The sequence below is a fragment of the Cellulomonas jepli genome (assembly GCF_047229345.1).
Lineage (GTDB): Bacteria > Actinomycetota > Actinomycetes > Actinomycetales > Cellulomonadaceae > Cellulomonas_A.
This window is the reverse complement of record NZ_JBFTER010000044.1, coordinates 1-23,654: the sequence shown is the minus strand read 5'-3', so window position 1 is coordinate 23,654 and position 23,654 is coordinate 1. Positions and strand designations below refer to the sequence as shown.

At 75.0% G+C, this 23,654-nt stretch carries 21 protein-coding genes; 20 read left to right on the top strand and 1 reads right to left on the bottom strand.

Going from position 1 to position 23,654, the window contains the following annotated elements; all coding sequences use genetic code 11:
• The first annotated feature begins 3 nt into the window (after positions 1-3).
• From AB6N24_RS12015 to nusB, 5 genes are all read left to right on the top strand, one after another.
• Positions 4-1,284 carry a hypothetical protein gene (locus tag AB6N24_RS12015; RefSeq protein WP_412869633.1) on the top strand — a complete coding sequence of 427 codons (1,281 nt, stop codon included), beginning with the start codon at positions 4-6 and terminating at the stop codon, positions 1,282-1,284.
• A gap of 9 nt (positions 1,285-1,293) precedes the next feature.
• Complete coding sequence (locus AB6N24_RS12010; RefSeq protein ID WP_412869632.1) at positions 1,294-1,944, top strand: hypothetical protein; 651 nt, start codon at positions 1,294-1,296, stop codon at positions 1,942-1,944.
• A 130-nt stretch (positions 1,945-2,074) separates the two neighbouring features.
• Positions 2,075-2,527 carry a hypothetical protein gene (locus AB6N24_RS12005; RefSeq protein WP_412869631.1) on the top strand — a complete coding sequence of 151 codons (453 nt, stop codon included), beginning with the start codon at positions 2,075-2,077 and terminating at the stop codon, positions 2,525-2,527.
• A gap of 224 nt (positions 2,528-2,751) precedes the next feature.
• Positions 2,752-3,315: an elongation factor P gene (gene efp, locus AB6N24_RS12000; RefSeq protein ID WP_183294810.1), complete on the top strand. Its 564-nt coding sequence runs from the start codon at positions 2,752-2,754 to the stop codon at positions 3,313-3,315.
• Between the two features lies 1 nt (position 3,316).
• Positions 3,317-3,733: a transcription antitermination factor NusB gene (gene nusB / locus AB6N24_RS11995; RefSeq protein WP_412869630.1), complete on the top strand. Its 417-nt coding sequence runs from the start codon at positions 3,317-3,319 to the stop codon at positions 3,731-3,733.
• Between the two features lie 327 nt (positions 3,734-4,060).
• Here nusB and AB6N24_RS11990 read toward each other — a convergent pair whose 3' ends face one another.
• On the bottom strand, positions 4,061-6,295 hold the full coding sequence (locus tag AB6N24_RS11990; protein WP_412869629.1) for a putative bifunctional diguanylate cyclase/phosphodiesterase: 2,235 nt from the start codon (positions 6,293-6,295) through the stop codon (positions 4,061-4,063).
• 173 nt (positions 6,296-6,468) lie between these two features.
• Between AB6N24_RS11990 and pyrR the strand changes: the two genes are divergently transcribed.
• The 15 genes from pyrR to fmt all read left to right on the top strand — a co-directional run bounded on the left by pyrR (position 6,469) and on the right by fmt (position 23,548).
• Positions 6,469-7,071 (top strand): bifunctional pyr operon transcriptional regulator/uracil phosphoribosyltransferase PyrR, encoded by a 603-nt coding sequence (gene pyrR, locus AB6N24_RS11985; RefSeq protein WP_412869628.1) that lies wholly within the window; start codon positions 6,469-6,471, stop codon positions 7,069-7,071.
• A complete protein-coding gene (locus AB6N24_RS11980; RefSeq protein ID WP_412869627.1) occupies positions 7,068-8,054 on the top strand; it encodes an aspartate carbamoyltransferase catalytic subunit in 987 nt (328 codons plus the stop codon). Before pyrR ends, AB6N24_RS11980 begins: the two co-directional genes overlap by 4 nt.
• Positions 8,051-9,391 (top strand): dihydroorotase, encoded by a 1,341-nt coding sequence (locus AB6N24_RS11975; RefSeq protein WP_412869626.1) that lies wholly within the window; start codon positions 8,051-8,053, stop codon positions 9,389-9,391. Before AB6N24_RS11980 ends, AB6N24_RS11975 begins: the two co-directional genes overlap by 4 nt.
• The gene (locus AB6N24_RS11970) at positions 9,391-9,954 is read left to right on the top strand and encodes a PH-like domain-containing protein (protein ID WP_412869625.1); all 564 of its coding nucleotides are present in this window, start codon (positions 9,391-9,393) and stop codon (positions 9,952-9,954) included. The genes AB6N24_RS11975 and AB6N24_RS11970 overlap by 1 nt, the downstream gene beginning before the upstream one ends.
• Entirely contained in the window at positions 9,951-11,165 is a 1,215-nt protein-coding gene (gene carA, locus AB6N24_RS11965) for a glutamine-hydrolyzing carbamoyl-phosphate synthase small subunit (RefSeq protein WP_412869624.1), read from the top strand. The genes AB6N24_RS11970 and carA overlap by 4 nt, the downstream gene beginning before the upstream one ends.
• Positions 11,165-14,554 carry a carbamoyl-phosphate synthase large subunit gene (carB, locus tag AB6N24_RS11960; protein WP_412869623.1) on the top strand — a complete coding sequence of 1,130 codons (3,390 nt, stop codon included), beginning with the start codon at positions 11,165-11,167 and terminating at the stop codon, positions 14,552-14,554. The genes carA and carB overlap by 1 nt, the downstream gene beginning before the upstream one ends.
• Positions 14,551-15,411: an orotidine-5'-phosphate decarboxylase gene (gene pyrF, locus AB6N24_RS11955; RefSeq protein WP_412869622.1), complete on the top strand. Its 861-nt coding sequence runs from the start codon at positions 14,551-14,553 to the stop codon at positions 15,409-15,411. The genes carB and pyrF overlap by 4 nt, the downstream gene beginning before the upstream one ends.
• Positions 15,412-15,489: 78 nt before the next feature.
• Complete coding sequence (gene mihF, locus AB6N24_RS11950; RefSeq protein WP_034627300.1) at positions 15,490-15,801, top strand: integration host factor, actinobacterial type; 312 nt, start codon at positions 15,490-15,492, stop codon at positions 15,799-15,801.
• Between the two features lie 74 nt (positions 15,802-15,875).
• The gene (gene gmk / locus AB6N24_RS11945) at positions 15,876-16,442 is read left to right on the top strand and encodes a guanylate kinase (protein ID WP_412869621.1); all 567 of its coding nucleotides are present in this window, start codon (positions 15,876-15,878) and stop codon (positions 16,440-16,442) included.
• A 42-nt stretch (positions 16,443-16,484) separates the two neighbouring features.
• Complete coding sequence (gene rpoZ, locus AB6N24_RS11940) at positions 16,485-16,748, top strand: DNA-directed RNA polymerase subunit omega (protein ID WP_034627292.1); 264 nt, start codon at positions 16,485-16,487, stop codon at positions 16,746-16,748.
• A gap of 31 nt (positions 16,749-16,779) precedes the next feature.
• The gene (gene coaBC, locus AB6N24_RS11935; RefSeq protein WP_412869620.1) at positions 16,780-17,976 is read left to right on the top strand and encodes a bifunctional phosphopantothenoylcysteine decarboxylase/phosphopantothenate--cysteine ligase CoaBC; all 1,197 of its coding nucleotides are present in this window, start codon (positions 16,780-16,782) and stop codon (positions 17,974-17,976) included.
• Between the two features lie 24 nt (positions 17,977-18,000).
• Positions 18,001-19,203 (top strand): methionine adenosyltransferase, encoded by a 1,203-nt coding sequence (gene metK, locus AB6N24_RS11930; RefSeq protein ID WP_412869619.1) that lies wholly within the window; start codon positions 18,001-18,003, stop codon positions 19,201-19,203.
• Positions 19,204-19,631: 428 nt separating this feature from the next.
• Positions 19,632-21,941 (top strand): primosomal protein N' family DNA-binding protein, encoded by a 2,310-nt coding sequence (locus AB6N24_RS11925; protein WP_412869618.1) that lies wholly within the window; start codon positions 19,632-19,634, stop codon positions 21,939-21,941.
• The gene (locus tag AB6N24_RS11920; RefSeq protein WP_412869617.1) at positions 21,938-22,564 is read left to right on the top strand and encodes an HAD-IA family hydrolase; all 627 of its coding nucleotides are present in this window, start codon (positions 21,938-21,940) and stop codon (positions 22,562-22,564) included. Before AB6N24_RS11925 ends, AB6N24_RS11920 begins: the two co-directional genes overlap by 4 nt.
• A gap of 33 nt (positions 22,565-22,597) precedes the next feature.
• Positions 22,598-23,548, top strand: a complete 951-nt coding sequence (gene fmt, locus AB6N24_RS11915; RefSeq protein WP_412869616.1) for a methionyl-tRNA formyltransferase — start codon at positions 22,598-22,600, stop codon at positions 23,546-23,548.
• Positions 23,549-23,654: the final 106 nt, after the last annotated feature.

Sequence of the window (23,654 nt, the reverse complement as noted above, 5' to 3'; positions counted from 1 at the left end):
GCCGTGACTCCGCACGACCAGCAGGGCGCCGCCGCCGTTCCCACGACCGGTCGAGCCGCCAGATGGCTCGCGCGCGAGCTGGCGCTGCTCTCCGGCGCCCGGCCGCGCACCCACCGGCTGCTGCTGCGCGTCTGGCGGAACCCCGTCGCGGTACTCGTGCCCGTCGCGGCCGTCGCGCTCGGCATCGTCGGCGCGGCGAGCCCCGACGGCGACGCCGAGTGGTTCCGCCGCGCGGGTCTCGGGATGCTCGGTCCGGGCCTGTGGGACGTCTTCGCCGACGCAGGGCTCCAGATCGGCGTCCTCGTTCTCCTGCCGGTCGCGCTCCTCGTCGTGGTCGCGGACGCGCTCGGCATCTCCGCCCCCTTCCTAGTGTCCGCAGCACAGGGAGCGTTCGTCACGTGGGTCGCGCTGGTCGCGGGCCGTCGGGCCACCGACGTGACGGGTGCACCCGTCCTCCCGGCGCAGTGGGCGGTGGGGGGCTCGCTCGCTCTCGGCGGCGTCCTCGCGGAGGCGACAGCGATCGGACACCCCGAAGAGGTCCTGATCGGGCTGCTCCTCGTGCTCGCGGCGTGCTCTGCGGCGGAGGGGCACGGACGGCGCGTCGGCGGTCTGCTGGGCGTGGCGGTCGGGCTCAAGCTCTGGGGCGCGCTGGGGGCGCCGGTCGCCCTGATCGGTCGGAGCCCCCGCGTCGTCGCGGTCGCCGGTGTCGTCGCGGGCGTCGTCGCTGCGGCCTGCTATGCACCCTTCCTCCTGTGGGGGGAGGTCAACACGTTCGACTTCGCGTGGACCTCGAACCGGTTCGGCCTGCGCGAGCTCGTCGGACCCGGACCGTCCGACTGGGTCGTCCGTGTCGGGCAGGGAGCGGCGTCCGTGCTCGTGGGCTGCTGCGTGGCGCTCCGCCGGGCGGGATCTCCGACGACCGTCGTCGTGTGCATCATCGCGACGCGCCTCCTGCTCGACTCGGTGGTCACCCCGCACTACCTCGGTCCCCTCGTGGTGACCGGCATGCTCTGGGCCTGGGCGAGCCGGGACCGCGCGACCCGACGAGCGGCGCTCGCCGTGACGCTGCTCGTCCCGGCCTTGGTCGTCCTGCCGTACGTCGTGGGCAAGCAGGCGACGTACCTCGGGTACGTGGTCCTCATGGTCCTCGTCCCGGCGGCGGCGCTCCTGGGGGATCGCCGCGCGGCTGGCGCAGCCGGGCGAGGCGCGCAGCAACCCGACGACCCTCCGGCCAGTCCGTCGGAACATCGCCAGAGCATTGTGCGAGTCACAACAAGCCTTTAGGCTTGTCCCATGTGGGTCCTCACGATCGACCAGGTCGGCAGTCGCCGCGTCGGCGACCGGGTCGACGCCTTCCTCGACGAGCTCGGGGCGCTCGCGGACGCCCGCCGCCTGCCGACCGGGGCGGTGCGCGCGTTCGAGCGGACCGTCGGCGACGAGGTGCAGGGCGTGATCGACGACCCGGAGCTCGTGGTCGAGGTCGCTCTCGACGTCCTCCGACGCGGCGGCTGGAGCGTCGGGATCGGAGCCGGTGACGTGCGGGACCCGATGCCCGCGTCGACCCGCGCGGCCGAAGGGGCCGCGTTCGTGCACGCGCGCGCGGCGGTCGAGGCCGCGAAGAGCCGTGCACGTGCGATCCCTCTGGCTGTCCGCGGGCACGACGACGACGCCGCGGCCGACGCGGAGGGCGTGCTCGTCCTCCTCGCGGCGACCGTGCGCCGGCGCACGGAGGCCGGGTGGGCGGTCGTCGACGCGATGGCAGCCGAGCCCGGGGCCCCGCGCCAGGAGCAGGTCGCGCGACGACTCGGCATCACCCAGCAGGCCGTGAGTCAACGGCTGCGTACCGCACTGTGGCACGAGGAACGGGCTGCACGTCCGGCAGCCGCACGCCTGCTCAGCCTCGCAGCCGGGCGGACGGCGGCGCCGGACGGGCGCGCGGGGTAGGCGGACGCCTGACATCACGCGCCAGGCACCGGGGCCGGTGTCGCCGTGCACCGGGCGTGCCGGTGCCGCGACCGCTACCGTCAGGCCCGCCACGCACCACCGCGACGGCCGTCCCCGACAAGGAGCGCGCATGCACCCCTTCCTCCAGCTCGTCGTCGTGCTCGCGATGCTCGCGCTCAGCGTGCTCGGCGGGTGGGTCCTCACACTCGGAGTCCTGCGGCTCGCCGGACGGTCGTCTGACGCAGGGTCGCCCGAGGACCCTGCGGCGTCGGGCGCGCAGGACGACGGGGCGGGCGGCCCGGCACCGGACACCGTGTCGGACGGGCCGGACGGCGAGCGCGCGCGTGCGGCGCTGCGCGGAGGCACGTGGATCGGCGTGCTCGAGCGGCTCGCCGTCACCGGCATGGTCCTCGTGGGGGAGAACGAGGGCGTGGCCCTCGTCCTCGCGGTGAAGGGCCTCGGTCGCTATCCCGAGCTCCGCGAGAACCCTGGGGCGTCCGAACGGTTCGTGATCGGGACCCTCGCGTCACTGCTGTGGGCCGGCGTGGTGGGATACGCCGGCCGCGCGCTCCTCTTCGCCTGAGCGAGGTCGGTCACCGGGCGCTGCTGGTCCGCACCGGGGGAGCGGCCGCCCACCATCGCGCGCCGGTGCTCCGGCAGATGCAGGCGGACTCGGCGTCCGCCCGGCGACAGGCGCGGGGCGCGCGATCGGCGCACGGTAGGATGGTCGGCGGTCTTGCCGCGCCCGGCGTCTCGCGACGCCTGCAGCCGGCACGCAGATTCTCAACTCGACAGGAAGCAGCGATCGTGGCGACCACCAACGACCTGAAGAACGGCACCGTGCTGAAGATCGACGGCCAGCTCTGGACCGTCGTGGAGTTCCAGCACGTCAAGCCCGGCAAGGGTGGCGCGTTCGTCCGCACCAAGCTCAAGAACGTCCTGTCCGGCAAGGTCGTCGACAAGACGTTCAACGCGGGCCTGAAGGTCGAGACGGCCAACGTCGACAAGCGCGACATGCAGTACCTGTACAAGGACGGCACCGACTTCATCTTCATGGACACCGCGACGTACGACCAGCTCCCGGTCGCCGAGGCGACGGTGGGCGACGCCGCGAACTTCCTGCTCGAGAACCAGAGCGCGCTCGTCGCGACGAACGAGGGCGTGCCGCTGTACGTCGAGCTGCCCCCGTCGGTCGTGCTCGAGATCACCTACACCGAGCCGGGCCTGCAGGGCGACCGCTCGACGGGTGGCACCAAGCCCGCGACGCTCGAGACCGGCTACGAGATCCAGGTCCCGCTGTTCCTCGAGGCGAACACGCGCGTCAAGGTCGACACCCGGGACGGCAGCTACCTCGGCCGCGTGAACGACTGACGTGGGTGCCCGGACCAAGGCGCGCAAGCGCGCGCTCGACGTGCTCTTCGAGGCCGAGCAGCGGGGGATCGACCCTGTGACCCTGCTCGGCGACCGGATCGTGGAGCCGGGCACCGAGGCGGCCCTGCCGCAGTACTCGGTCGAGCTCGTGGAGGGCGTCACGGCGCAGCGCCTGCGCATCGACGAGCTCATCTCGACGCACGCGCACGGCTGGACCATCGAGCGCATGCCGGCGGTCGACCGGGCGCTGCTGCGCCTCGGCTCGTGGGAGATCCTCTACAACGACGACGTGCCCGACGCGGTCGCCGTCGACGAGGCCGTCGAGCTGGCTCGCAGCCTGTCGACCGACGACTCGCCGGCGTTCATCAACGGCCTCCTCGGCCGGATCGTGGACCTCAAGCCGACGCTGCTCGCCTGACTGCTCGCTCCACCGCGTGGCCCGAACGGCCCCGGTGACCGCGTCCGATCTCGGGCGGTGGTCACCGGGGCCGTTCTGCGCTCGCCGAGTCGTGCAGACGATAACGGAAACACGCGCCGGAGCGGCGGCACCACAGGCGACAAGCAGCGGGGGAGTGCCGGGGCCCGACGGCCGCCCGGCACGCCCTCCGTGGGCGACTGCGGCGACGGTGGCGTGAGCAGCAGGCGGCAGCGCCACGTGGCCGCGGGCGCCACGAGGCGGGAGGACCGAGCCGGGAGGACCCGAGCCGGAAGGACCGAGCCGGGAGGACCGAGGCGGCGACGCCCCTCAGAGCACCCGCACCGGCCGACGCCCGCGCGGCCGCGGCCGGGGTCCACGCACGGGGAGCGTGGGGGAGGCCCGCCCGAGCAGGTTCCCCTGCACGCGCGGGACGCCGAGGTCCGCCAGGGCCGTGAGCTCCGACGCCCGCTCGACCCCCTCGGCCACGACGTCGAGCCCGTGCGCGTCGGCGAGGGCGAGGATCGCGCGCAGCACCGCCTTGCCGCGGCGCGTGCGGATCTCCCGCACGAACGCCTGGTCGATCTTGAGCACGTCGACCGGCAGCGTCGCGAGGCGCGACAGGGAGCTGTAGCCGGTGCCGAAGTCGTCGATCGCGATCTTCACGCCGCGCCGGCGGAGCTCCGCGAGCGTCCCGGCCGCCGCGGCGCTGTCGTCGAGCAGCGCGCTCTCCGTGACCTCGATCGTCAGGTGCGTCCAGGCACCGTCGCCCCACGAGCGCTCGACGTGCTTGAGGAAGTCCGGCTCCGCGAGCTGACGCGCGGCCACGTTGACCGCGACGGGCAGCCGGAACTTCTCGTAGCCGGCCCGCGAGCTCGCGAGCAGCGCCTGGCCGATGGGGACGATGAGGCCGGACTCCTCGGCGAGCGGGAGCCAGTCGGACGGCATGAGCACCTGGCCGCCGCGGGTCCACCGCGCGAGCGACTCGAGCCCGACGACCTCGAGCGTGACGGTGTCGACGATGGGCTGGTAGTGCGCCTCGAACTCCCCGTCGGCGACCCCCTCGTCGAGCGCACGGCGCAGCTGGGTCTCGGCGTTGACGCGGCTGCGGAGCTCGCGGCCGAAGAAGACGACCCCGGCGCGTGTGCGCTTGGCCTCGAGCATCGCCGTGTCCGCGTGCTGCAGGAGCTGGTCGGGTGCGACGGTGTCGCCCGGCTCGCGCACGGCGATGCCGACGGTGAGGCGCGGCGGGTTCTGCTCGGGCGTGGTGCCGCCGAAGCCGGCCCGCAGCTCACGTCCGAACGCCATGAGGTCGTCGTAGGTGCCCGCGCGGGGGATCACGGCGACGAACTCGTCGCCGCCGAGGCGGGCGACCGTCGTGCCGTAGGGCGCCGCGGAGCGCAGGTGGTCGGCGACCTGCACGAGCAGCTGGTCGCCCCAGGCGTGCCCGTGGTGGTCGTTCGCGCGCTTGAACCCGTCGAGGTCGCAGTAGACGAGCGCGACGCGGGTCCGCTCGACGTCGGCCTGGTCGAGCGCCTCGGCGAGGTGCTGGTCGAGGGCGTGCCGGTTGGGCAGGTGCGTCAGGGAGTCGGTGAACGCGGCCTGGCTCAGCCGTGACGCGAGCGCGTGCCGCTCCGCGGCGGCCGAGACGATCTGCGCGAGGTCCATGAGGAAGCCGCGCTCGCGCGAGCTCGCCGCGTCGTGCTCGACGGAGAACAGCTCGGTGACGAACCGTCCTCGCGAGAGCGGCCGGAGCGACCCCTCGATCGTCGGGTCGTCGAGCAGGCGGCGGCTCTCCTCGCGTGCCCGCAGCAGGAGCGCCTCGGGGTCCTTGATGAACCAGGCAGCGTTGGCGATGCGGGCGACGGCGTCGCGCATGTCGTTCTGGCGCACGGCGTCGCCCTGTGCGCGGCGCAGCCGGTCGAGGCCGAGCACCTCGAGGCCGACGCCGAGGGGGAGCGCCCACATGGTCGCGAAGCCCTCGGCGGTCGCGCGGTCCTGGACCACGTGCGAGGCGACGAGCAGCGCGACCGACGCGACGCCCGAGGCGATCAGCAGGACCCCCACGGGCGTGATCCGCAGCTTGCCGACCGCGCGCACCACGTAGAGCGCGACGACGACGACCGGTGCGAGGAACGTCGCGGCGTCGAGCGGCCCGTACACCGGCAGGCCCTGGACGTAGGTGTGCGTCATGACCATGTCGGTGGTGAGCCACAGCACCGCCCGGACCACCGCGAACGCGCCCGCCGCGAGCACGTAGCGGCGTACGGGAGGCCCGGCGGTGTAGGCGCGCGTCGCGGGCAGCGCCACGAGGACGACCGCGACGAACAGCTGGGCCCGCACGAACAGCAGGACGGCTCCCAGGACGCCCTCGGGCGCCATCGCGAGCAGGCCGTTGGCGACGAAGCCGAGCGCGAGCACCGCGGACCACAGGAGCGTCCACTTGGCGCCGGCCTGCCGCAGCTCACCCCGCCACCAGACCCACTGCAGCACGCACGAGCCGGCGAGCGCACCCGCGAGGAAGAACTGGAGAGCCGCCGGCCAGGTCGAGGCGGTTCCATCCATGTCGAGTTGATCGGCCGTCCAGGGGTGACGTGTGAGTCGGCAACCGGGTGATCGACGCCACGGACGGTGGAAACGTGGACACCCCGGCCGCCCCGGCGGCGCCACGGTAAGGTCGGCGCCTGACAGACATTCCTTTAAGGCCCGTCCTGTGAGGCGGGGAAGGAGGTCGCCAGATGAGCTCTGGCACCGCTGTGCCGGCCGACGGCACACCCACCGGGGCGGTCCCCGCCCCCGACGCGACGGTCGTCCTCGGCCCCCCGGAGATCTCCCGGGCGCTGACCCGCATCGCGCACGAGATCCTCGAACGCAACCGCGGCGGCTCGCGCCTCGTCCTGCTGGGCATCCCGACCCGCGGCCTGCCGCTCGCGCACCGCCTCGCCGCGCGCCTCGCGGACGTCGAGCCCGGGCTCGACGCGGCGGCGCTCGTCGGGAGCCTCGACGTGACGATGCACCGCGACGACCTCGCGCACCACCCGACCCGCGCGATCGGCGCGACGGACCTGCCCGCGGCGGGCATCGACGGCAAGGTCGTCGTCCTCGTCGACGACGTGCTGTTCTCGGGCCGCACGATCCGCGCCGCGCTCGACGCGATCAGCGACCTCGGCCGGCCGGCCGCGGTCCAGCTCGCCGCGCTCGTCGACCGCGGGCACCGCGAGCTGCCGATCCGCGCGGACTACGTCGGCAAGAACCTGCCGACCTCGACGTCGGAGCGCGTGCGCGTGCTGCTCGACGAGACGGACGGCCGCGACGCCGTCCTCATCGAGGGCGCGCGATGAGGCACCTGCTCTCGGCCGGCGACCTGAGCCGCGACGAGGCGGTCCTGGTGCTCGACACGGCCGCGCAGATGGCCGCGACGCAGGCGCGCGAGATCAAGAAGCTCCCGACCCTGCGCGGGCGGACGGTCGTCAACCTCTTCTTCGAGGACTCGACGCGGACCCGCATCTCGTTCGAGACCGCCGCCAAGCGGCTCTCGGCCGACGTCATCAACTTCTCGGCGAAGGGCTCGAGCGTCTCGAAGGGCGAGTCGCTCAAGGACACCGCGCTGACCCTCCAGGCGATGGGCGCCGACGCGGTCGTGATCCGCCACCACGCGTCGGGCGCCCCGCACACGCTCGCGCGCTCGGGCTGGACGCAGGGCGCCGTGGTCAACGCCGGCGACGGGACGCACCAGCACCCGACGCAGGCGCTGCTCGACGCGTTCACGATGCGCCGCCACCTCGTGGGCGACGGCGGCCGTGCGGACGCGACGGGCCGGGACCTCGCGGGCGTGCGCGTCGCGATCGTCGGCGACGTGCTGCACAGCCGGGTCGCGCGCTCGAACGTCCAGCTGCTGCACACGCTCGGCGCCGAGGTCACGCTCGTCGCGCCGCCGACGCTGGTCCCGGTCGGGGTCGGGTCGTGGCCGGCACGCGTGTCCTACGACCTCGACGCGGTCCTCGCCGGCGGTCCCGACGCGGTCATGATGCTGCGCGTCCAGCGCGAGCGGATGTCGACGTCGGGCGGCGGGTTCTTCCCGAGCCCGCTCGAGTACACCCGCAGCTACGGCCTCGACGCCCGCCGGATCGGGCTCCTGCCCGAGCACGCGATCGTCATGCACCCGGGGCCGATGAACCGGGGCCTGGAGATCTCGGCCGACGCCGCCGACTCCGACCGCGCCGTCATCGTCGAGCAGGTCTCGAACGGTGTCGCGGTCCGGATGGCGGTCCTCTACCTGCTGCTCGCGGGGGAGACGACGAACGTGAAGGTGGACGGCAAGTGACGACGTACCTGCTCCGCTCGGTCGCGCCGCTCGGCGGCGAGGAGGTCGACGTGCTGCTCGCCGACGGCGTGATCGCGGCGATCGGTCCCGACGCCGGCGCGCACGCGGACGGCGCGACCGTCGTCGACGGTGAGGGGCTGGTGCTCCTGCCCGGGCTCGTCGACCTGCACACGCACCTGCGCGAGCCGGGCCGTGAGGACGCCGAGACGATCCGCTCGGGGACCCGCGCGGCGGCGGTCGGCGGCTTCACCGCGGTGCACGCGATGGCGAACACGACCCCGACCCAGGACACCGCGGGCGTCGTCGAGCAGGTGTGGCGGCTCGGCCGCGACGCCGGCTGGGTCGACGTGCACCCGGTCGGCGCGGTCAGCGTCGGGCTCGCGGGGGAGCACCTCGCCGAGCTCGGCGCGATGGCGTCCTCCGCCGCGCGCGTGCGGGTGTTCTCCGACGACGGGAAGTGCGTGCACGACCCGGTGCTCATGCGGCGCGCGCTCGAGTACGTCAAGGCGTTCGACGGCGTGATCGCCCAGCACGCGCAGGAGCCGCGGCTCACCGACGGCGCCCAGATGCACGAGGGCGTCGTGTCGAGCGAGATCGGCCTCGCGGGCTGGCCGGCGGTCGCCGAGGAGGCGATCATCGCGCGCGACGTGCTGCTCGCCGAGCACGTCGGCTCGCGCCTGCACGTGTGCCACCTCTCGACCGCGGGCTCGGTCGAGATCATCCGCTGGGCCAAGTCGCGCGGGATCGACGTGACGGCCGAGGTCACGCCGCACCACCTCGTGCTGACCGACGAGCTCGCGCGCGGCTACGACCCCGTGTTCAAGGTCAACCCGCCGCTGCGCACCGCAGAGGACGTCGAGGCGGTCCGCGCGGGCCTGGCCGACGGGACGATCGACATCGTCGCGACGGACCACGCGCCGCACACGCGCGAGGACAAGGACTGCGAGTGGGCCGCCGCCGCGTTCGGGATGACCGGGCTCGAGACGGCGCTGGCCGTCGTGCAGGAGACGATGGTCGACACCGGCCGCCTGACCTGGGCCGACGTCGCCCGCGTGCTGTCCGGCGCCCCTGCCGCGATCGGCCGGGTCGAGGGGCACGGGCGTCCGATCGCCGTCGGCGAGCCCGCGAACCTCGTGCTCGTCGACCCCACGGTGCGCCGCACCGTGGAGCCCGCCGAGCAGGCCACCGCGAGCGGCAACTCGCCGTTCCGCGGCCGCGAGCTCCCCGGCCGGGTCGTCGCGACGTTCCTGCGCGGGCGCGCGACGGTGCTCGACGGGGTGCTGCAGGACGACGCGGACGGCTCCCGCCGGGCGGCCGGGCGCGGGGCGGGCGCCTGATGCGCGTGCTCGTCACCGTCCTCGTCCTCGCGGCGCTCGTGCTGCTCGCGCTCTGGGGCATGCGCCGCGGCTGGGCGAGGCGCCGGACCACGACCGCGGCCGTCGTCCCCGCACTGCCCGTCGCGCCCCCCGAGGGCGAGGGTCCGGGCACGCTCGGCCGCGCCCGCACCGAGCCGATCGAGGCGACGTACGTGTCCTCGACGCGCGCGGGGGACTGGCTCGACCGCGTCGTCGCCCACGACCTCGGCACCCGCAGCCCCGCGCTCGTGCAGGTGCGCGACGCGGGCGTGCTCGTCCGGCGGACCGGCGCACGGGAGGTGTTCGTCCCCGCCGGCTCGCTGCGCGCGGTGGGCACCGCCCCGGGGCAGGCCGGCAAGTTCGTCGGCCGCGACGGGCTCGTCGTCCTGACGTGGAGCACCGGACCCGACGACGAGCGCGGCCTCGACACCGGCCTGCGCGTGCGACGACGGGCCGACCGGGCCCGCCTGGTCGCCGCCGCCACGACCCTCATCTCGCAGAACCCGCCGCCTGCCGCACCGCAGGCGCAGAAGGAGCAGTCATGACCGACGCAGTCCTGGTCCTCGAGGACGGGCGCACGTTCCACGGCGAGGCCTACGGCGCGCACGGGACCACCGTGGGGGAGGTCGTCTTCAACACCGGCATGACCGGCTACCAGGAGACGCTCACCGACCCGAGCTACCACCGCCAGATCGTCGTGATGACCGCGCCGCACATCGGCAACACGGGCGCCAACGACGAGGACCCCGAGTCGGGGCGCATCTGGGTCGCCGGCTACGTGGTCCGCGACCCCGCGCGCCGGGCGTCGAGCTGGCGCTCCGTGCGCACCCTCGACGAGGACCTCGCGGCGCAGGGCGTCGTCGGTATCTCGGGCATCGACACCCGCGCGCTGACGCGTCACCTCCGCGAGCGCGGCGTGATGCGCGCCGGAATCTTCTCGGGCGACGCGCTCACGGGCGACGCCGGCGCCCGCCGCTCCGACGACGAGCTGCTCGCCGTGGTGCTCGCGGCGCCCGCGATGCAGGGCGCCGACCTCGCGGGCGAGGTCACCACGAAGGAGGCCTACGTCGTCGACGCGCTCGGCCCGGACGGGGCGCCGCTCGACGAGCCCGTCGCGACGGTCGCCGCGATCGACCTCGGCATCAAGGCCATGACGCCGCAGCGGCTCGCCGAGCGCGGCGTGCGGGTGCACGTGCTCCCGTCGAGCTCGACGATCGACGACGTGCTCGCCGCCGGGCCGGACGGCGTGTTCTTCTCGAACGGACCCGGTGACCCCGGCGCGGCGACGCACGAGGTCGAGCTGCTCCGCGAGGTGCTCGACCGCCGGATCCCGTTCTTCGGGATCTGCTACGGCAACCAGATCCTCGGGCGCGCGCTCGGCTACGGCACGTACAAGCTCGGCTACGGGCACCGCGGCGTGAACCAGCCGGTCCTGGACCGGGCGACGGGCCGCGTCGAGATCACCGCGCACAACCACGGCTTCGCGGTCGACGCCCCGCTCGACGGCGAGTCCGTCGCGCCGCACGACGGCGGGCGCTACGGGCGCGTCGTCGTCTCGCACGTCGACCTCAACGACGACGTCGTCGAGGGCCTCGCCGCGCTCGACCTGCCGGCGTTCTCCGTGCAGTACCACCCCGAGGCCGCCGCGGGCCCGCACGACGCCGCGTACCTCTTTGACCGTTTCCTCGACCTCATGCGCGACGCGTCCACGGGCGCCGACGTGCAGCTCCAGAACCAGAAGGGTGCGGACGCCTGATGCCCCGCCGGACAGATCTCCACAGCGTCCTCGTCATCGGCTCCGGGCCGATCGTCATCGGCCAGGCCGCCGAGTTCGACTACTCGGGCACGCAGGCGTGCCGCGTGCTCAAGGAGGAGGGCCTGCGGGTCATCCTGCTCAACTCCAACCCGGCCACGATCATGACCGACCCGGAGTTCGCCGACGCGACCTACGTCGAGCCCATCACGACCGAGGTGCTCACCTCGATCATCGCCAAGGAGCGCCCGGACGCGGTCCTCGCGACCCTCGGCGGCCAGACGGCGCTCAACGCCGCGATCGCGCTCGACGAGGCCGGCGTGCTCGAGGAGTACGGCGTCGAGCTCATCGGCGCGAACATCGCCGCGATCCAGAAGGGCGAGGACCGCCAGCAGTTCAAGGAGGTCGTCGAGGTCTGCGGCGGGGAGAGCGCCGCGTCCGAGATCATCCACTCGGTCGACGAGGCGCTCGACGCCGCCGGGCGGCTCGGGTACCCGATGGTCGTGCGCCCGTCGTTCACGATGGGCGGGCTCGGCTCCGGGCTCGCGTACGACGAGACCGACCTGCGGCGCATCGTCGGGCAGGGCCTGCACTACTCGCCGACGTCGGAGGTCCTGCTCGAGGAGTCGATCCTCGGGTGGAAGGAGTACGAGCTCGAGCTCATGCGCGACCACGCGGACAACGTCGTGGTCGTGTGCTCGATCGAGAACGTCGACCCGGTCGGCGTGCACACCGGCGACAGCGTCACCGTCGCGCCCGCGCTGACCCTGACCGACCGCGAGTACCAGCGGATGCGCGACATCGGGATCGCGGTCATCCGCGAGGTCGGCGTCGACACGGGTGGCTGCAACATCCAGTTCGCGGTGCACCCCGACACCGGGCGCATCGTCGTCATCGAGATGAACCCGCGCGTGTCGCGCTCCTCGGCGCTCGCGTCGAAGGCCACCGGGTTCCCGATCGCGAAGATCGCCGCGCGCCTCGCGATCGGTTACACGCTCGACGAGATCCCCAACGACATCACGGGCTCGACCCCGGCGTCGTTCGAGCCGACGCTCGACTACGTCGTGGTCAAGGTCCCGCGGTTCGCGTTCGAGAAGTTCCCGGCGGCCGACGCGACGCTCACGACGACCATGAAGTCGGTCGGCGAGGCGATGGCGCTCGGGCGCAACTTCACCGAGGCGCTCGGCAAGGCGATGCGCTCGATCGACCGGGCCGGGTCCGTCTTCCACTGGGACGGTGAGCCGCTCACGGGCGACGCGCTCGACGCGCTGCTCGCGACGATCTCGGTGCCGACCGAGCACCGGCTCATCGACGTGCAGCAGGTCCTGCGCGCCGGTGTCCCGCTCGAGGACGTGTACGCGCGCACCGGCATCGACCCCTGGTTCCTCGACCAGCTGGTCCTGGTCAACGAGGTCGCCGCGAAGACGGCCGGCGCCCCCGAGCTCGACCGCGCCGTGCTCGTGCGCGCCAAGCGCCACGGGCTCTCGGACGCCCAGATCGGCGCGCTGCGCGGGATCGGGGAGGACGCGGTCCGCGCGGCCCGGTGGGAGGCCGGCGTCCGGCCGGTCTACAAGACCGTCGACACGTGCGCCGCCGAGTTCGCCGCACTCACGCCGTACCACTACTCGGCGTACGACGACGAGACCGAGGTGCGCCCCCGGACGCGTCCCGCGGTGCTCATCCTCGGCTCGGGCCCGAACCGCATCGGCCAGGGCATCGAGTTCGACTACTCGTGCGTGCACGCCGCGCTCGCCCTCAAGGGCGAGTACGAGACCGTCATGGTCAACTGCAACCCCGAGACGGTCTCGACCGACTACGACACCTCGGACCGCCTGTACTTCGAGCCGCTGACGTTCGAGGACGTCCTCGAGGTCTACGAGGCCGAGCTCGCGGTGGGCCCGGTCGAGGGCATCATCGTGCAGCTCGGCGGCCAGACGCCCCTGTCGCTCGCGCAGCGCCTCGCCGACGCCGGCCTGCCGATCCTCGGCACGCCGCCCGAGGCGATCGACGCCGCGGAGGACCGCGGGGCGTTCGGCGCGGTGCTCGAGGCGGCCGGGCTCCCGGCGCCGTCGTTCGGCACCGCGACGACCCTCGAGGGTGCACGCGAGACAGCCCAGGGCATCGGCTTCCCGGTGCTCGTGCGTCCGTCCTACGTGCTCGGCGGGCGGGGCATGGAGATCGTGTACGACGACGCGCAGCTCACCGAGTACGTCGAGCGCGCGATCGCCGCGGCGGTCAACACCACGGGCCGCGGCACCGAGATCCCGCCGCTGCTCATCGACCGGTTCCTCGACGACGCGATCGAGATCGACGTCGACGCGCTCTACGACGGTACCGAGCTGTTCCTCGGCGGCGTCATGGAGCACATCGAGGAGGCCGGCATCCACTCGGGCGACTCGGCGTGCGTGCTGCCGCCCGTGACGCTCTCGCTGTCCGAGCTCGAGCGCATCCGCCGCTCGACCGAGGCCATCGCCCAGGGCGTCGGGGTCCGCGGCCTGCTCAACATCCAGTTCGCCCTCGTCTCCGACGTGCTCTACGTCCTCGAGGCGAACCCGCGGGCGTCCCGCACCGTGCCGTTCGTGTCCAAGGCGACGGGCGTCCCCCTCGCCAAGGCCGCCGCGCTGGTCATGACGGGCCACTCGATCGCGGACCTGCGCGCCTCGGGCGTCCTGCCGCAGACGGACGCCAGCGTGCTCGACCTCGACGCGCCCATCGCCGTCAAGGAGGCCGTGCTGCCGTTCAAGCGGTTCCGCACGCACGACGGCACGGTCGTCGACACCGTCCTCGGTCCCGAGATGCGCTCGACCGGTGAGGTCATGGGCTTCGACGTGGACTTCCCGACGGCGTTCGCGAAGTCCCAGGCCGCGGCGTTCGGCGGGCTGCCGACGTCGGGCACGGCGTTCATCTCGGTCGCGGACCGCGACAAGCGCTCGATCGTGTTCCCGGTCAAGCGGCTCGTCGAGCTGGGCTTCGAGATCCTCGCGACCGAGGGGACGGCGGCGGTGCTGCGCCGCAGCGGCATCGCCTCGCGCGTCGTCCGGAAGTTCTCGCGGGGCCGCGGGCCGGCGGGAGAGCCGACGATCGTCGACCTGATCTCCGAGGGCAGCGTCGACATCGTGGTGAACACGCCGTCCGGTCAGGGCGCCCGTGCCGACGGGTACGAGATCCGCGCCGCGACGACCGCCGCGGACAAGGCGATCGTCACCACGGTGCAGCAGCTCGGCGCCGCGGTGCAGGGCATCGAGGCGGCGCTCGCCGGACCGTTCAGCGTCACGAGCCTGCAGGAGCACGACGCGGCGACGCACGCGCGGCGGCAGCAGGCCGGTGCCGCCCCAGCGGCGGACGGCGCGGTGCTGGACGGCGCAGCGGCGGACGGGGCGGTGACCGCGTGACCGCGCCGTTCGGTGCACGCCTCGCGGCGGCGATGGACGCGCACGGACCGCTGTGCGTCGGCCTGGACCCGCACCCCGGGCTGCTCCGGGCGTGGGGGCTGGCGGACGACGTCGCGGGGCTGCGCGCCTTCAGCCAGGGCGTGCTCGACGCCCTCGCGGGGAAGGTCGCGGCCCTCAAGCCGCAGTCGGCCCTCTACGAGCGGCACGGGTCGGCCGGCGTCGCGGTGCTCGAGGAGGTCGTCGCGGCGGGACGCCAGACCGGCACCCTCGTGATCGTCGACGCCAAGCGCGGGGACATCGGCTCGACGATGGCCGGGTACGCCGACGCCTACCTGCGGGACGGGTCGCCGCTCGCCGGGGACGCGCTCACCGTCTCGCCGTACCTCGGCTTCGGGTCGCTCACGCCCGCGGTCGAGGCGGCCGCGGCGTCCGGGCGGGGGCTGTTCGTGCTCGCCCTCACGTCGAACCCCGAGGGTGCGGCGGTCCAGCACGCGACCGGACCGGACGGGACCGCGGTCGCCGCAGCGGTCGCGGCGCAGGCCGGCGCGCTCAACGCTGCCGAGCTCGCGTCGACGGGCGGCGAGCTGGGGTCCGTCGGGCTCGTCGTCGGCGCGACGACCGGCGACGCCGCGCAGCGCCTCGGGGTCGACCTCGCCGCCGTGCGGGGGCCGCTCCTCGCGCCCGGCGTCGGGGCGCAGGGTGCGGGGCCGGCGGAGCTCGCGCGCGTCTTCGGGAGCGCCCGACGCACGGTGCTCGCGTCGTCCTCCCGGGCGGTGCTCGCCGCCGGACCGGACCGGGCGTCGTTGCTGGCAGCGGCGCAGAACGCCGCGCGCGAGGCCACCGGGGCGCTCCGCTGAGCGTCGCGTTGGCGGACCCGCCCCCCGGTCGCTAGGTTCGGACCACGATCACATCCCGCGGACGAGAAGGTGACTCGAGTGGCTCTCCCTCCCTTGACCCCCGAACAACGCGCAGCAGCACTCGAGAAGGCGGCCGCGGCCCGGCAGGCTCGTGCCGAGGTCAAGAACCGACTCAAGTACTCTCAGGGCACGCTCTCCGAGGTGATCGCCCAGGGCCAGGCGGACGAGACGATCGGCAAGCTCAAGGTGCTCGCGCTCCTCGAGTCCCTGCCGGGCGTCGGCAAGGTCAAGGCGCGCGCCATCATCTCGGAGATCGGCATCTCCGAGACGCGGCGCGTCCGTGGCCTGGGTCCGCACCAGGTCAAGGCGCTCGTCGACCGCTTCGGGTGAGCCCGGAGGCGCGTACCGTGTGCCTCTGACCACCCGGATCCCCGCAGCACCAGGCCAGGAGCACCGCAGCACCCATGACGACGCCAGCCCGGCTCACCGTTCTCGCCGGACCGACCGCCGTCGGCAAGGGCACGGTCTCCGCCGACATCCGCGACCGCTACCCCGAGATCTGGTTGTCCGTCTCCGCGACGACGCGTGAGCCGCGACCGGGCGAGCTGGAGGGTGTGCACTACCACTTCGTGACCCCGGCCGAGTTCGACGCCATGGCGGAGAACGGCGAGCTGCTCGAGTGGGCGGTGGTGCACGGCCGCAACCGGTACGGCACGCCGCGACGGCAGGTCGAGGAGCGCCTCGCGGCGGGCGCGCCCGCGCTGCTCGAGATCGACCTGCAGGGCGCGCGTCAGGTGCGCTCGACGATGCCCGGTGCGCGGTTCGTGTTCCTCGCCCCGCCGTCGTTCGAGGAGCTCGAGCGCCGGCTCGTGGGCCGGGGGACCGAGGGGCCGGAGGAGCGCGAGCGACGGCTCGCCACGGCGCGCGTCGAGCTCGCCGCCGAGCCCGAGTTCGACCACGTGATCGTCAACGACGACGTGCGGCGGGCGACCGACGAGCTGGTCCGGGTCATGGGACTGCCGACCAGGTAGACTGGCGTCAGTCCCACCCCTTCGTCTTTGCGGGAGTCCACCGTGTCCGGAACCGTCGCTGCACCCGTCGGCATCACCGACCCGCCCATCGACCAGCTGCTCGAGCGCGCGGACTCCAAGTACGCGCTCGTGATCTACGCCGCCAAGCGCGCGCGCCAGATCAACGCGTACTACTCCCAGCTCAACGAGGGCCTCCTCGAGTACGTCGGCCCGCTCGTCGAGACCCGCCCGCAGGAGAAGGCCCTGTCGATCGCCATGCGCGAGATCGACGGCGGGCTGCTGACCGTCGAGGCCACCGAGGGCTGACCTCGGTCCCGTCCCTCCCGGCGTCCCGACCATGCGGATCGTCCTCGGCGTCGCCGGCGGCATCGCGGCGTACAAGGCCGTCCTGCTGCTGCGTCTGCTCTCCGAGGCCGGCCACGAGGTGCGGGTCGTGCCGACCGACTCCGCGCTCGAGTTCGTCGGTCGCGCGACGTGGGAGGCGCTGTCCGGCGCGCCCGTGACGACGCGCGTGTTCGAGGACGTCGACCAGGTCCCGCACGTGCGGCTCGGCAAGACCGCCGACCTCGTGGTCGTCGCCCCCGCCACCGCGGACCTGCTCTCGCGGGCCGCGACGGGCCGGGCGGACGACCTGCTGACCGCGACGCTGCTCACGGCGCGCTGCCCCGTCCTCCTGGCACCCGCGATGCACACGGAGATGTGGGAGCACCCGGCGACGCGCGCGAACGTCGAGACGCTGCGTGCGCGCGGGGTCCACGTGCTCGACCCGGACTCCGGCCGCCTCACCGGTGCCGACACCGGGCCGGGTCGGCTCCCCGAGCCCGAGGCGATCGCTGCGGCGGCCCTCGCGCTCGTGCGGCCGGCGGCGCAGGACCTGGCGGGGTGGCACGTGGTCGTCTCGGCCGGGGGGACGCGCGAGCCGCTCGACCCGGTCCGGTACCTCGGCAACCGGTCCTCGGGCCGTCAGGGCTACGCGCTCGCGCGGGCCGCGGCCGCGCGGGGCGCCCAGGTGACGCTCGTCGCCGCGAACGTGACGCTGCCCGCCCCCGACGGCGTCTCCGTGGTGCCCGTCGAGACGTCCGCCGAGCTGCGCGACGCGGTGCGGGCCGCGGCCAAGGACGCCGACGTCGTGGTCATGGCGGCCGCTGTCGCCGACTTCCGGCCCGCGACGGCGGCCGAGACCAAGATCAAGAAGGACGCCGCCGGCGGGACCCGCGTGCTCGAGCTCGTCCAGACGCCCGACATCCTCGCGGAGCTGTCCGCCCCGCGGCTGCGTGAGGGCCAGGTCGTCGTCGGCTTCGCCGCCGAGACGGGGGACGCCGCGGGGAGCGTGCTGGACCACGGGCGCGCGAAGGCCCGGCGCAAGGGCGCGGACCTCCTCGTCGTCAACGCGGTGGGCGGCGGGCGCGGCTTCGGGACCCCCGACAACGACGTGACGATCCTCGACGGGGGCGGCGACGTCGTGGCGGTCGCGGCGGGCTCGAAGGACGACGTCGCGCACGCCGTCTGGGACGCCGTTCTGCACCGGGGCTGAGCGCGCGGCCACTAATCTGTGCGCATGACCGAGCCCGACATGCGCCTGTTCACGTCCGAGTCCGTGACCGAGGGGCACCCCGACAAGATCTGCGACCAGATCTCCGACGCGATCCTCGACGCGATCCTCGAGCAGGACCCCACAGCCCGCGTGGCCGTCGAGACCATGGTGACGACCGGCCTGGTGCACGTCGCCGGCGAGGTCACCACGAGCGCGTACGTCGAGATCCCGCAGGTGGTGCGTGAGGTCGTCCGCGGCATCGGCTACACGTCCTCGCACATCGGCTTCGACGGGGACTCGTGCGGCGTGTCCGTCTCCATCGGCCAGCAGTCGCCGGACATCGCCCAGGGCGTCGACAAGGCGCTCGAGGTCCGCGTCGACAGCGGCGACCTCGACCCGCTCGACCTGCAGGGTGCCGGTGACCAGGGCCTGATGTTCGGGTACGCGAGCGACGACACCCCGAGCCTCCTGCCGCTGCCGATCTGGCTCGCGCACCGCCTCGCCGAGCGCCTCGCGGCCGTGCGCAAGGAGGGCGTCGTGCCCGGCCTGCGCCCCGACGGCAAGACGCAGGTGACCATCGGGTACGACGGCGACCGCGCGGTGCGGCTCGACACGGTGGTCCTCTCCACGCAGCACGACCCGGACGTCCACCTCGAGACGACGCTCGCGCCCGCGATCGCGGACCTCGTCGTGAAGCCGGTCGTCGCCGAGCTGGACCTCGACGCGAGCGACTTCCGCCTCCTCGTGAACCCGACGGGCACCTTCGTGGTCGGGGGGCCGCAGGGCGACGCCGGCCTGACGGGACGCAAGATCATCGTCGACACCTACGGCGGCATGGCCCGTCACGGGGGCGGCGCGTTCTCGGGCAAGGACCCGTCGAAGGTCGACCGCTCGGCCGCCTACGCGATGCGCTGGGTCGCGAAGAACGTCGTCGCCGCGGGCCTGGCACGGCGCTGCGAGGTGCAGGTCGCGTACGCGATCGGCAAGGCGCACCCCGTGGGCCTCTACGTCGAGACGTTCGGCACGGGGACCGTGCCCGTCGGGCGCCTGACGGCCGCGATCCGCGAGGTGTTCGACCTGCGTCCGGCCGCGATCATCCGGGACCTGGACCTGCTGCGCCCGATCTATCAGCAGACCGCGGCGTACGGGCACTTCGGCCGCGAGCGCGCCGACTTCACGTGGGAGCGCACGGACCGGACCGCGGACCTGATCAGCGCGGTCGGCTGAGGCTCGGCGGGCGGGCGCCGGACGGCGCCCGCCGCACAGCGCGGTGACCGCTCAGGGCGCTGTGCGCACGCACGCCGCACGCCGCACGCGCCGCCCCGCACGCGGCGCCCGACAGCGCCCTCCGCCCGCCCGGTCCGTCTTCGACCGGGCGGGCGGCCGTCGTGCCGGGCGGCGCGGCGGCGGGTCGTGGAGCCGGCCCGAACGGCTCGGGCGCAGCGGGTGCTCCGCGGTGACAGCCCGCCGTGACAGCCCGCGGTGGCGAGGCGGTGTGCGGCGAGGTGAGGGCGTGGCGGGCGGTGCGGCGACGGGGCGGCGGCCTGCGTGGAAGCGATCGACCGCGGGAGGTCGTGCGGCTGTGGCGGTGCGGGGAACGGCGCCCGGTGGACGGTGCGGTCCGCGGGGTCGGTCGTCGATGGTGAGATAGAGCCGTGGAGGCGACGGGCGGAGCAGCGGGGGAGCAGCTGACCCTCGCGGGGCTGCCGGAGCCGGTGCTCCCGGGCCGCGGGCGGTCAGCGGCGCGGCGGCGCACCCCCGAGGGGCTCGAGCCGGCGGCGTCCCTGCCGGTCGCGCGCGTGTGCATCGACCTGCCGCCCGCGCACCTCGACCGGGTGTTCGAGTACCTGGTCCCCGAGGCGCTGTCGGCGGACGCCGTGCCGGGGACCCGCGTCAAGGTGCGCTTCGGGCGCCAGGACGTCGACGGGTACGTGCTCGCGCGCACCCCGGACGCCGAGCACGACGGCGCGCTCCAGCCGCTGCGGCGCGTGGTGTCGGCCGAGCCGGTGCTGAGCGACGCGGTGGCGCGCCTGGCGCGCGCGGTCGCCGACCGGTACGCCGGGACGCTCGCGGACGTCCTGCGGCTCGCGATCCCCCCGCGGCACGCCCGTGTCGAGTCGGAGCGGGGGGCAGCCGGCGCGACGGGGACACCGGGCGCGGGCGCGGAGGCGTCGCCCCTCGTCGCGGCGGACGGCTCGGCAGCGACGGCGGTCGTCCCGGCGGACGACGAGGCGTCCGGCCTCGGTGCGGCGGACCAGTCGTCGCCGGCCGCGTCGACGCCGCCTCCCGCGCACGGGCGCCTGTCCGGCGACGCGTGGCTCCCGTACCGGGGCGGGCCGGCCTTCCTGCAGCACCTCGCCGCGGGCTCGTCGCCGCGCGCGGTGTGGACGGCGCTGCCGGGGCCGCCCGGCGCCCGCTGGTCGGACGCCGTCGCCCAGGCCGTCCAGGCGTGCCTCGTGTCCGGTCGGGGGGCGCTCGTCGTCGTCCCGGACGCGCGCGACGTGGCCCAGGTGTGCGAGGCGCTCGACCGGGCGGGGGTCCCCGCGCACGGGCCGGACGGTCCTGGCGGCTACGTGCGCCTCGCGGCGGAGGACGGCGCGGCCCCGCGGTACCGGGCATTCCTCGCGGCCCTGCGGGGTCGGGCGCGCGTCGTGGTCGGGACGCGGGCGGCGGCGTTCGCGCCGGTTGAGGACCTCGGGCTGGTCGTGTGCTGGGACGACGGCGACGACCTGCACGCCGAGCCGCGAGCGCCGTACCCGCACGTGCGGGAGGTCGTGCGCCTGCGCGCCGAGCTCGAGGGCACCGCGGTGCTGCTGGCGGCGCACGCCCGCAGCGTCGAGGCGCAGGCGCTCGTCGAGAGCGGCTGGGCGCGGGAGGTGAGCGCCGACCGCGCGGTGCTGCGGGCCCGGACCCCGCGGGTGCGGGCGCTGACGTCGGTCGAGCTGGCGCGGGAGGGCGCCGCGGCGTCGGCCCGGCTGCCCGGCGAGGCGTGGCGTGCGATCCGTGAGCACCTGGCCCACGGGCCGGTGCTCGTCCAGGTGCCCCGCGCGGGCTACCTCCCCGCGGTCGCGTGCGGCCGGTGCCGCGCCCTCGCACGGTGCACCGCGTGCCACGGCCCGCTGTCGCTCGCGTCGGCCGACGGGGTGCCGCAGTGCGGGTGGTGCGGGCGCCTGGCGACGGGGTGGCGGTGCACCGAGTGCGGCGCGGGGGCCCTGCGGTCGGTGCGCGTGGGCTCGGAGCGCACCGCCGAGGAGCTGGGTCGGGCGTTCCCGGGGGTGCCGGTGCGCTCGTCGGGGGCCCGGTCGGCGACCGGGGTGCTCGCCAGCGTGCCCGGGACCCCCGCGCTCGTCGTCGCGACCACCGGTGCCGAGCCGGTGTGCGACGCCGGGTACGCGGCCGCGGTGCTGCTCGACGCGGCGGTGGCGTCGGCCTCGACCTCGCTGCGCGGCGCCGAGGACGCGCTGCGGCGCTGGCTCGCCGCCGCGGCGCTCGTGCGCCCGACCACCGACGGCGGGGTGGTGCTGCTGGTCGGCGACGGCGCACCGCGTCCCACGCAGGCCCTCGTGCGCTGGGACCCCGCCGGTCTCGCCGCCCGCGAGCTCGCCGAGCGTCACGAGCTCGCGCTGCCGCCGTCCGTGCGGGTCGTGGCGGTCACGGGTGGGCGCGAGGCGGTCCGGGCGGTGCTCGCGCGCCTCGAGCTGCCGCCCGGCGCGGACGTGCTGGGCCCCGTGCCGGTCGAGGACGGGGGCGGCGCCGTCCGCACGGGTGTCGCGTCGGGCCGGGCGCGCCCCGCGGCGGCACCGGCGCAGGGGTCGTTCGAGCCGGAGGTGCGGGCGCTCGTGCGGGCGCCCGTCGTGGCGGGTGACGCGCTCGTGCGGACCGTCGCGGCGTCCGTCGCGGTGCGCAGCGCCCGGCGCGAGGGCGGCACGGTGCGCGTGCAGGTCGACCCGGCGGAGATGCTGTGAGCGTCCCGGGCGCCGCGCCCGGCGTCGACGCCGTCGTGTTCGACCTCGGCAACGTGCTCGTCCGCTGGGACCCCTACGGCCCGTACGAGGGGCGCCTCCCGCGGGCGGCGGTCGACGCGTTCTTCCGCGACGTGGACTTCCCGGCGTTCAATCACCTCCAGGACGCGGGGCGGCCCTGGGCCCACGCGCGCGCCGACGTGCAGGCCCGGATGCCGCAGCACGTGCCGGCCCTCGACCTGTACGTCGAGCACTTCCGGGCGGCGCTGCCAGGCCCGGTGCCCGGCTCGGCGGACCTCGTGCGTGAGCTCCGCGCGCAGGGGGTGCGCGTGCTCGGCCTGACGAACTGGTCCGCGGAGACGTTCCACCACGCCGAGCCGGCGGCGCCCGCGATCGGGCTGCTCGAGGCGGTGCTCGTCTCGGGTGAGGTCGGGCTGGCCAAGCCGGACCCGCGCATCTACCGGCTGCTCGCGGAGCGCTTCTCGCTCGACCCCGCCCGCACGGTGTTCCTCGACGACAGCGCGGCGAACGTCGCGGCGGCGGCGGCCGAGGGGTTCGCGGCCGTGCTCTTCACGACGGCCCCGGCGGCCCGTGCCGAGCTCGCCGCCCGGGCCGTCCGCGTCTGAGGGGCTCGCGGGGCGCCGCCTAGGATCGAGCCCATGCGCCTCCTCTTCGCCGGGACCCCGGACGTCGCCGTCCCGGCCCTCGACGCCCTGCTCGCCTCCCGGCACGACGTCGTCGCGGTGCTCAGCCGCCCGGACGCCCGCGCGGGACGAGGCCGGACGCTCGCGCCGAGCCCGGTCAAGCAGCGCGCGCTCGACGCGGGCCTCGAGGTCCTGACGCCGCGGTCCCCTCGGGACGCCGACTTCCAGGCGCGCCTCGGGGAGCTCGACCTCGACGCCGCACCCGTGGTCGCGTACGGGGCGCTGCTGCCGCCCGCCGTCCTCGACGTGCCACGCCACGGCTGGGTCAACCTGCACTTCTCGGTACTCCCGGCGTGGCGGGGTGCCGCGCCCGTCCAGCACGCGCTGCTCGCGGGCGACGAGGTCACGGGCGCGAGCACCTTCCGGATCGAGGAGGGCCTCGACACCGGTCCGGTGTTCGGGGTCCTCACGGAGCAGATCCGCCCGCGCGACACCTCGGGCGACCTGCTCGGCCGGCTCGCGGTGGCGGGGGCCGGGCTGCTCGTGAGCACGCTCGACGCGATCGAGGACGGCATCCTCGCCCCGGTGCCACAGGCGTCCGAGGGCGTCAGCCACGCGCCGCGGCTCGAGGTCGAGGACGCGCGGGTGCGCTGGGAGCACCCCGCGTACGCGGTGGACCGCCGCGTCCGCGGCTGCACGCCGGCACCCGGGGCCTGGACGCGCACCCCGGACGGGGCGCGGCTCGGGCTCGGCCCGGTGACGCCCGCCCCCGAGGTCACCGACCTGGCGCCCGGTGAGCTGCGCGCCGGCAAGGACGCCGTCCTCGTCGGCACCGCGACGCACGCGGTCCGGCTCGGGGACGTGACGCCCGCGGGCAAGCGCACGATGCCGGCGGTCGACTGGGCGCGCGGAGCCCGTCCGGCACCCGGCACGGTGCTCGGCACGGCCCTGGTGGAGCAGGCGTGAGCGGCACGGGCGGGACGGGCGGCACCGGTGAGCGCCCCCGCGGCGGGGCGGACCGGCGGGACCGGCAGGGCCGCGAGCGCGGGGCTGCCCGCGCGCAGGGCAGGGG

Excerpts from the sequence above, each read along its gene's own strand:
- pyrR (WP_412869628.1), top strand. The coding sequence starts at position 6,469 with ATGAGCTCTGGCACCGCTGTGCCGGCCGACGGCACACCCACCGGGGCG.
- fmt (WP_412869616.1), top strand. The coding sequence starts at position 22,598 with ATGCGCCTCCTCTTCGCCGGGACCCCGGACGTCGCCGTCCCGGCCCTC.
- AB6N24_RS11970 (WP_412869625.1), top strand. The coding sequence starts at position 9,391 with ATGCGCGTGCTCGTCACCGTCCTCGTCCTCGCGGCGCTCGTGCTGCTC.
- metK (WP_412869619.1), top strand. The coding sequence starts at position 18,001 with ATGACCGAGCCCGACATGCGCCTGTTCACGTCCGAGTCCGTGACCGAG.
- AB6N24_RS12005 (WP_412869631.1), top strand. The coding sequence starts at position 2,075 with ATGCACCCCTTCCTCCAGCTCGTCGTCGTGCTCGCGATGCTCGCGCTC.
- AB6N24_RS11980 (WP_412869627.1), top strand. The coding sequence starts at position 7,068 with ATGAGGCACCTGCTCTCGGCCGGCGACCTGAGCCGCGACGAGGCGGTC.
- carA (WP_412869624.1), top strand. The coding sequence starts at position 9,951 with ATGACCGACGCAGTCCTGGTCCTCGAGGACGGGCGCACGTTCCACGGC.
- AB6N24_RS11990 (WP_412869629.1), bottom strand. The coding sequence starts at position 6,295 with ATGGATGGAACCGCCTCGACCTGGCCGGCGGCTCTCCAGTTCTTCCTC.
- carB (WP_412869623.1), top strand. The coding sequence starts at position 11,165 with ATGCCCCGCCGGACAGATCTCCACAGCGTCCTCGTCATCGGCTCCGGG.
- coaBC (WP_412869620.1), top strand. The coding sequence starts at position 16,780 with ATGCGGATCGTCCTCGGCGTCGCCGGCGGCATCGCGGCGTACAAGGCC.
- AB6N24_RS12010 (WP_412869632.1), top strand. The coding sequence starts at position 1,294 with ATGTGGGTCCTCACGATCGACCAGGTCGGCAGTCGCCGCGTCGGCGAC.
- gmk (WP_412869621.1), top strand. The coding sequence starts at position 15,876 with ATGACGACGCCAGCCCGGCTCACCGTTCTCGCCGGACCGACCGCCGTC.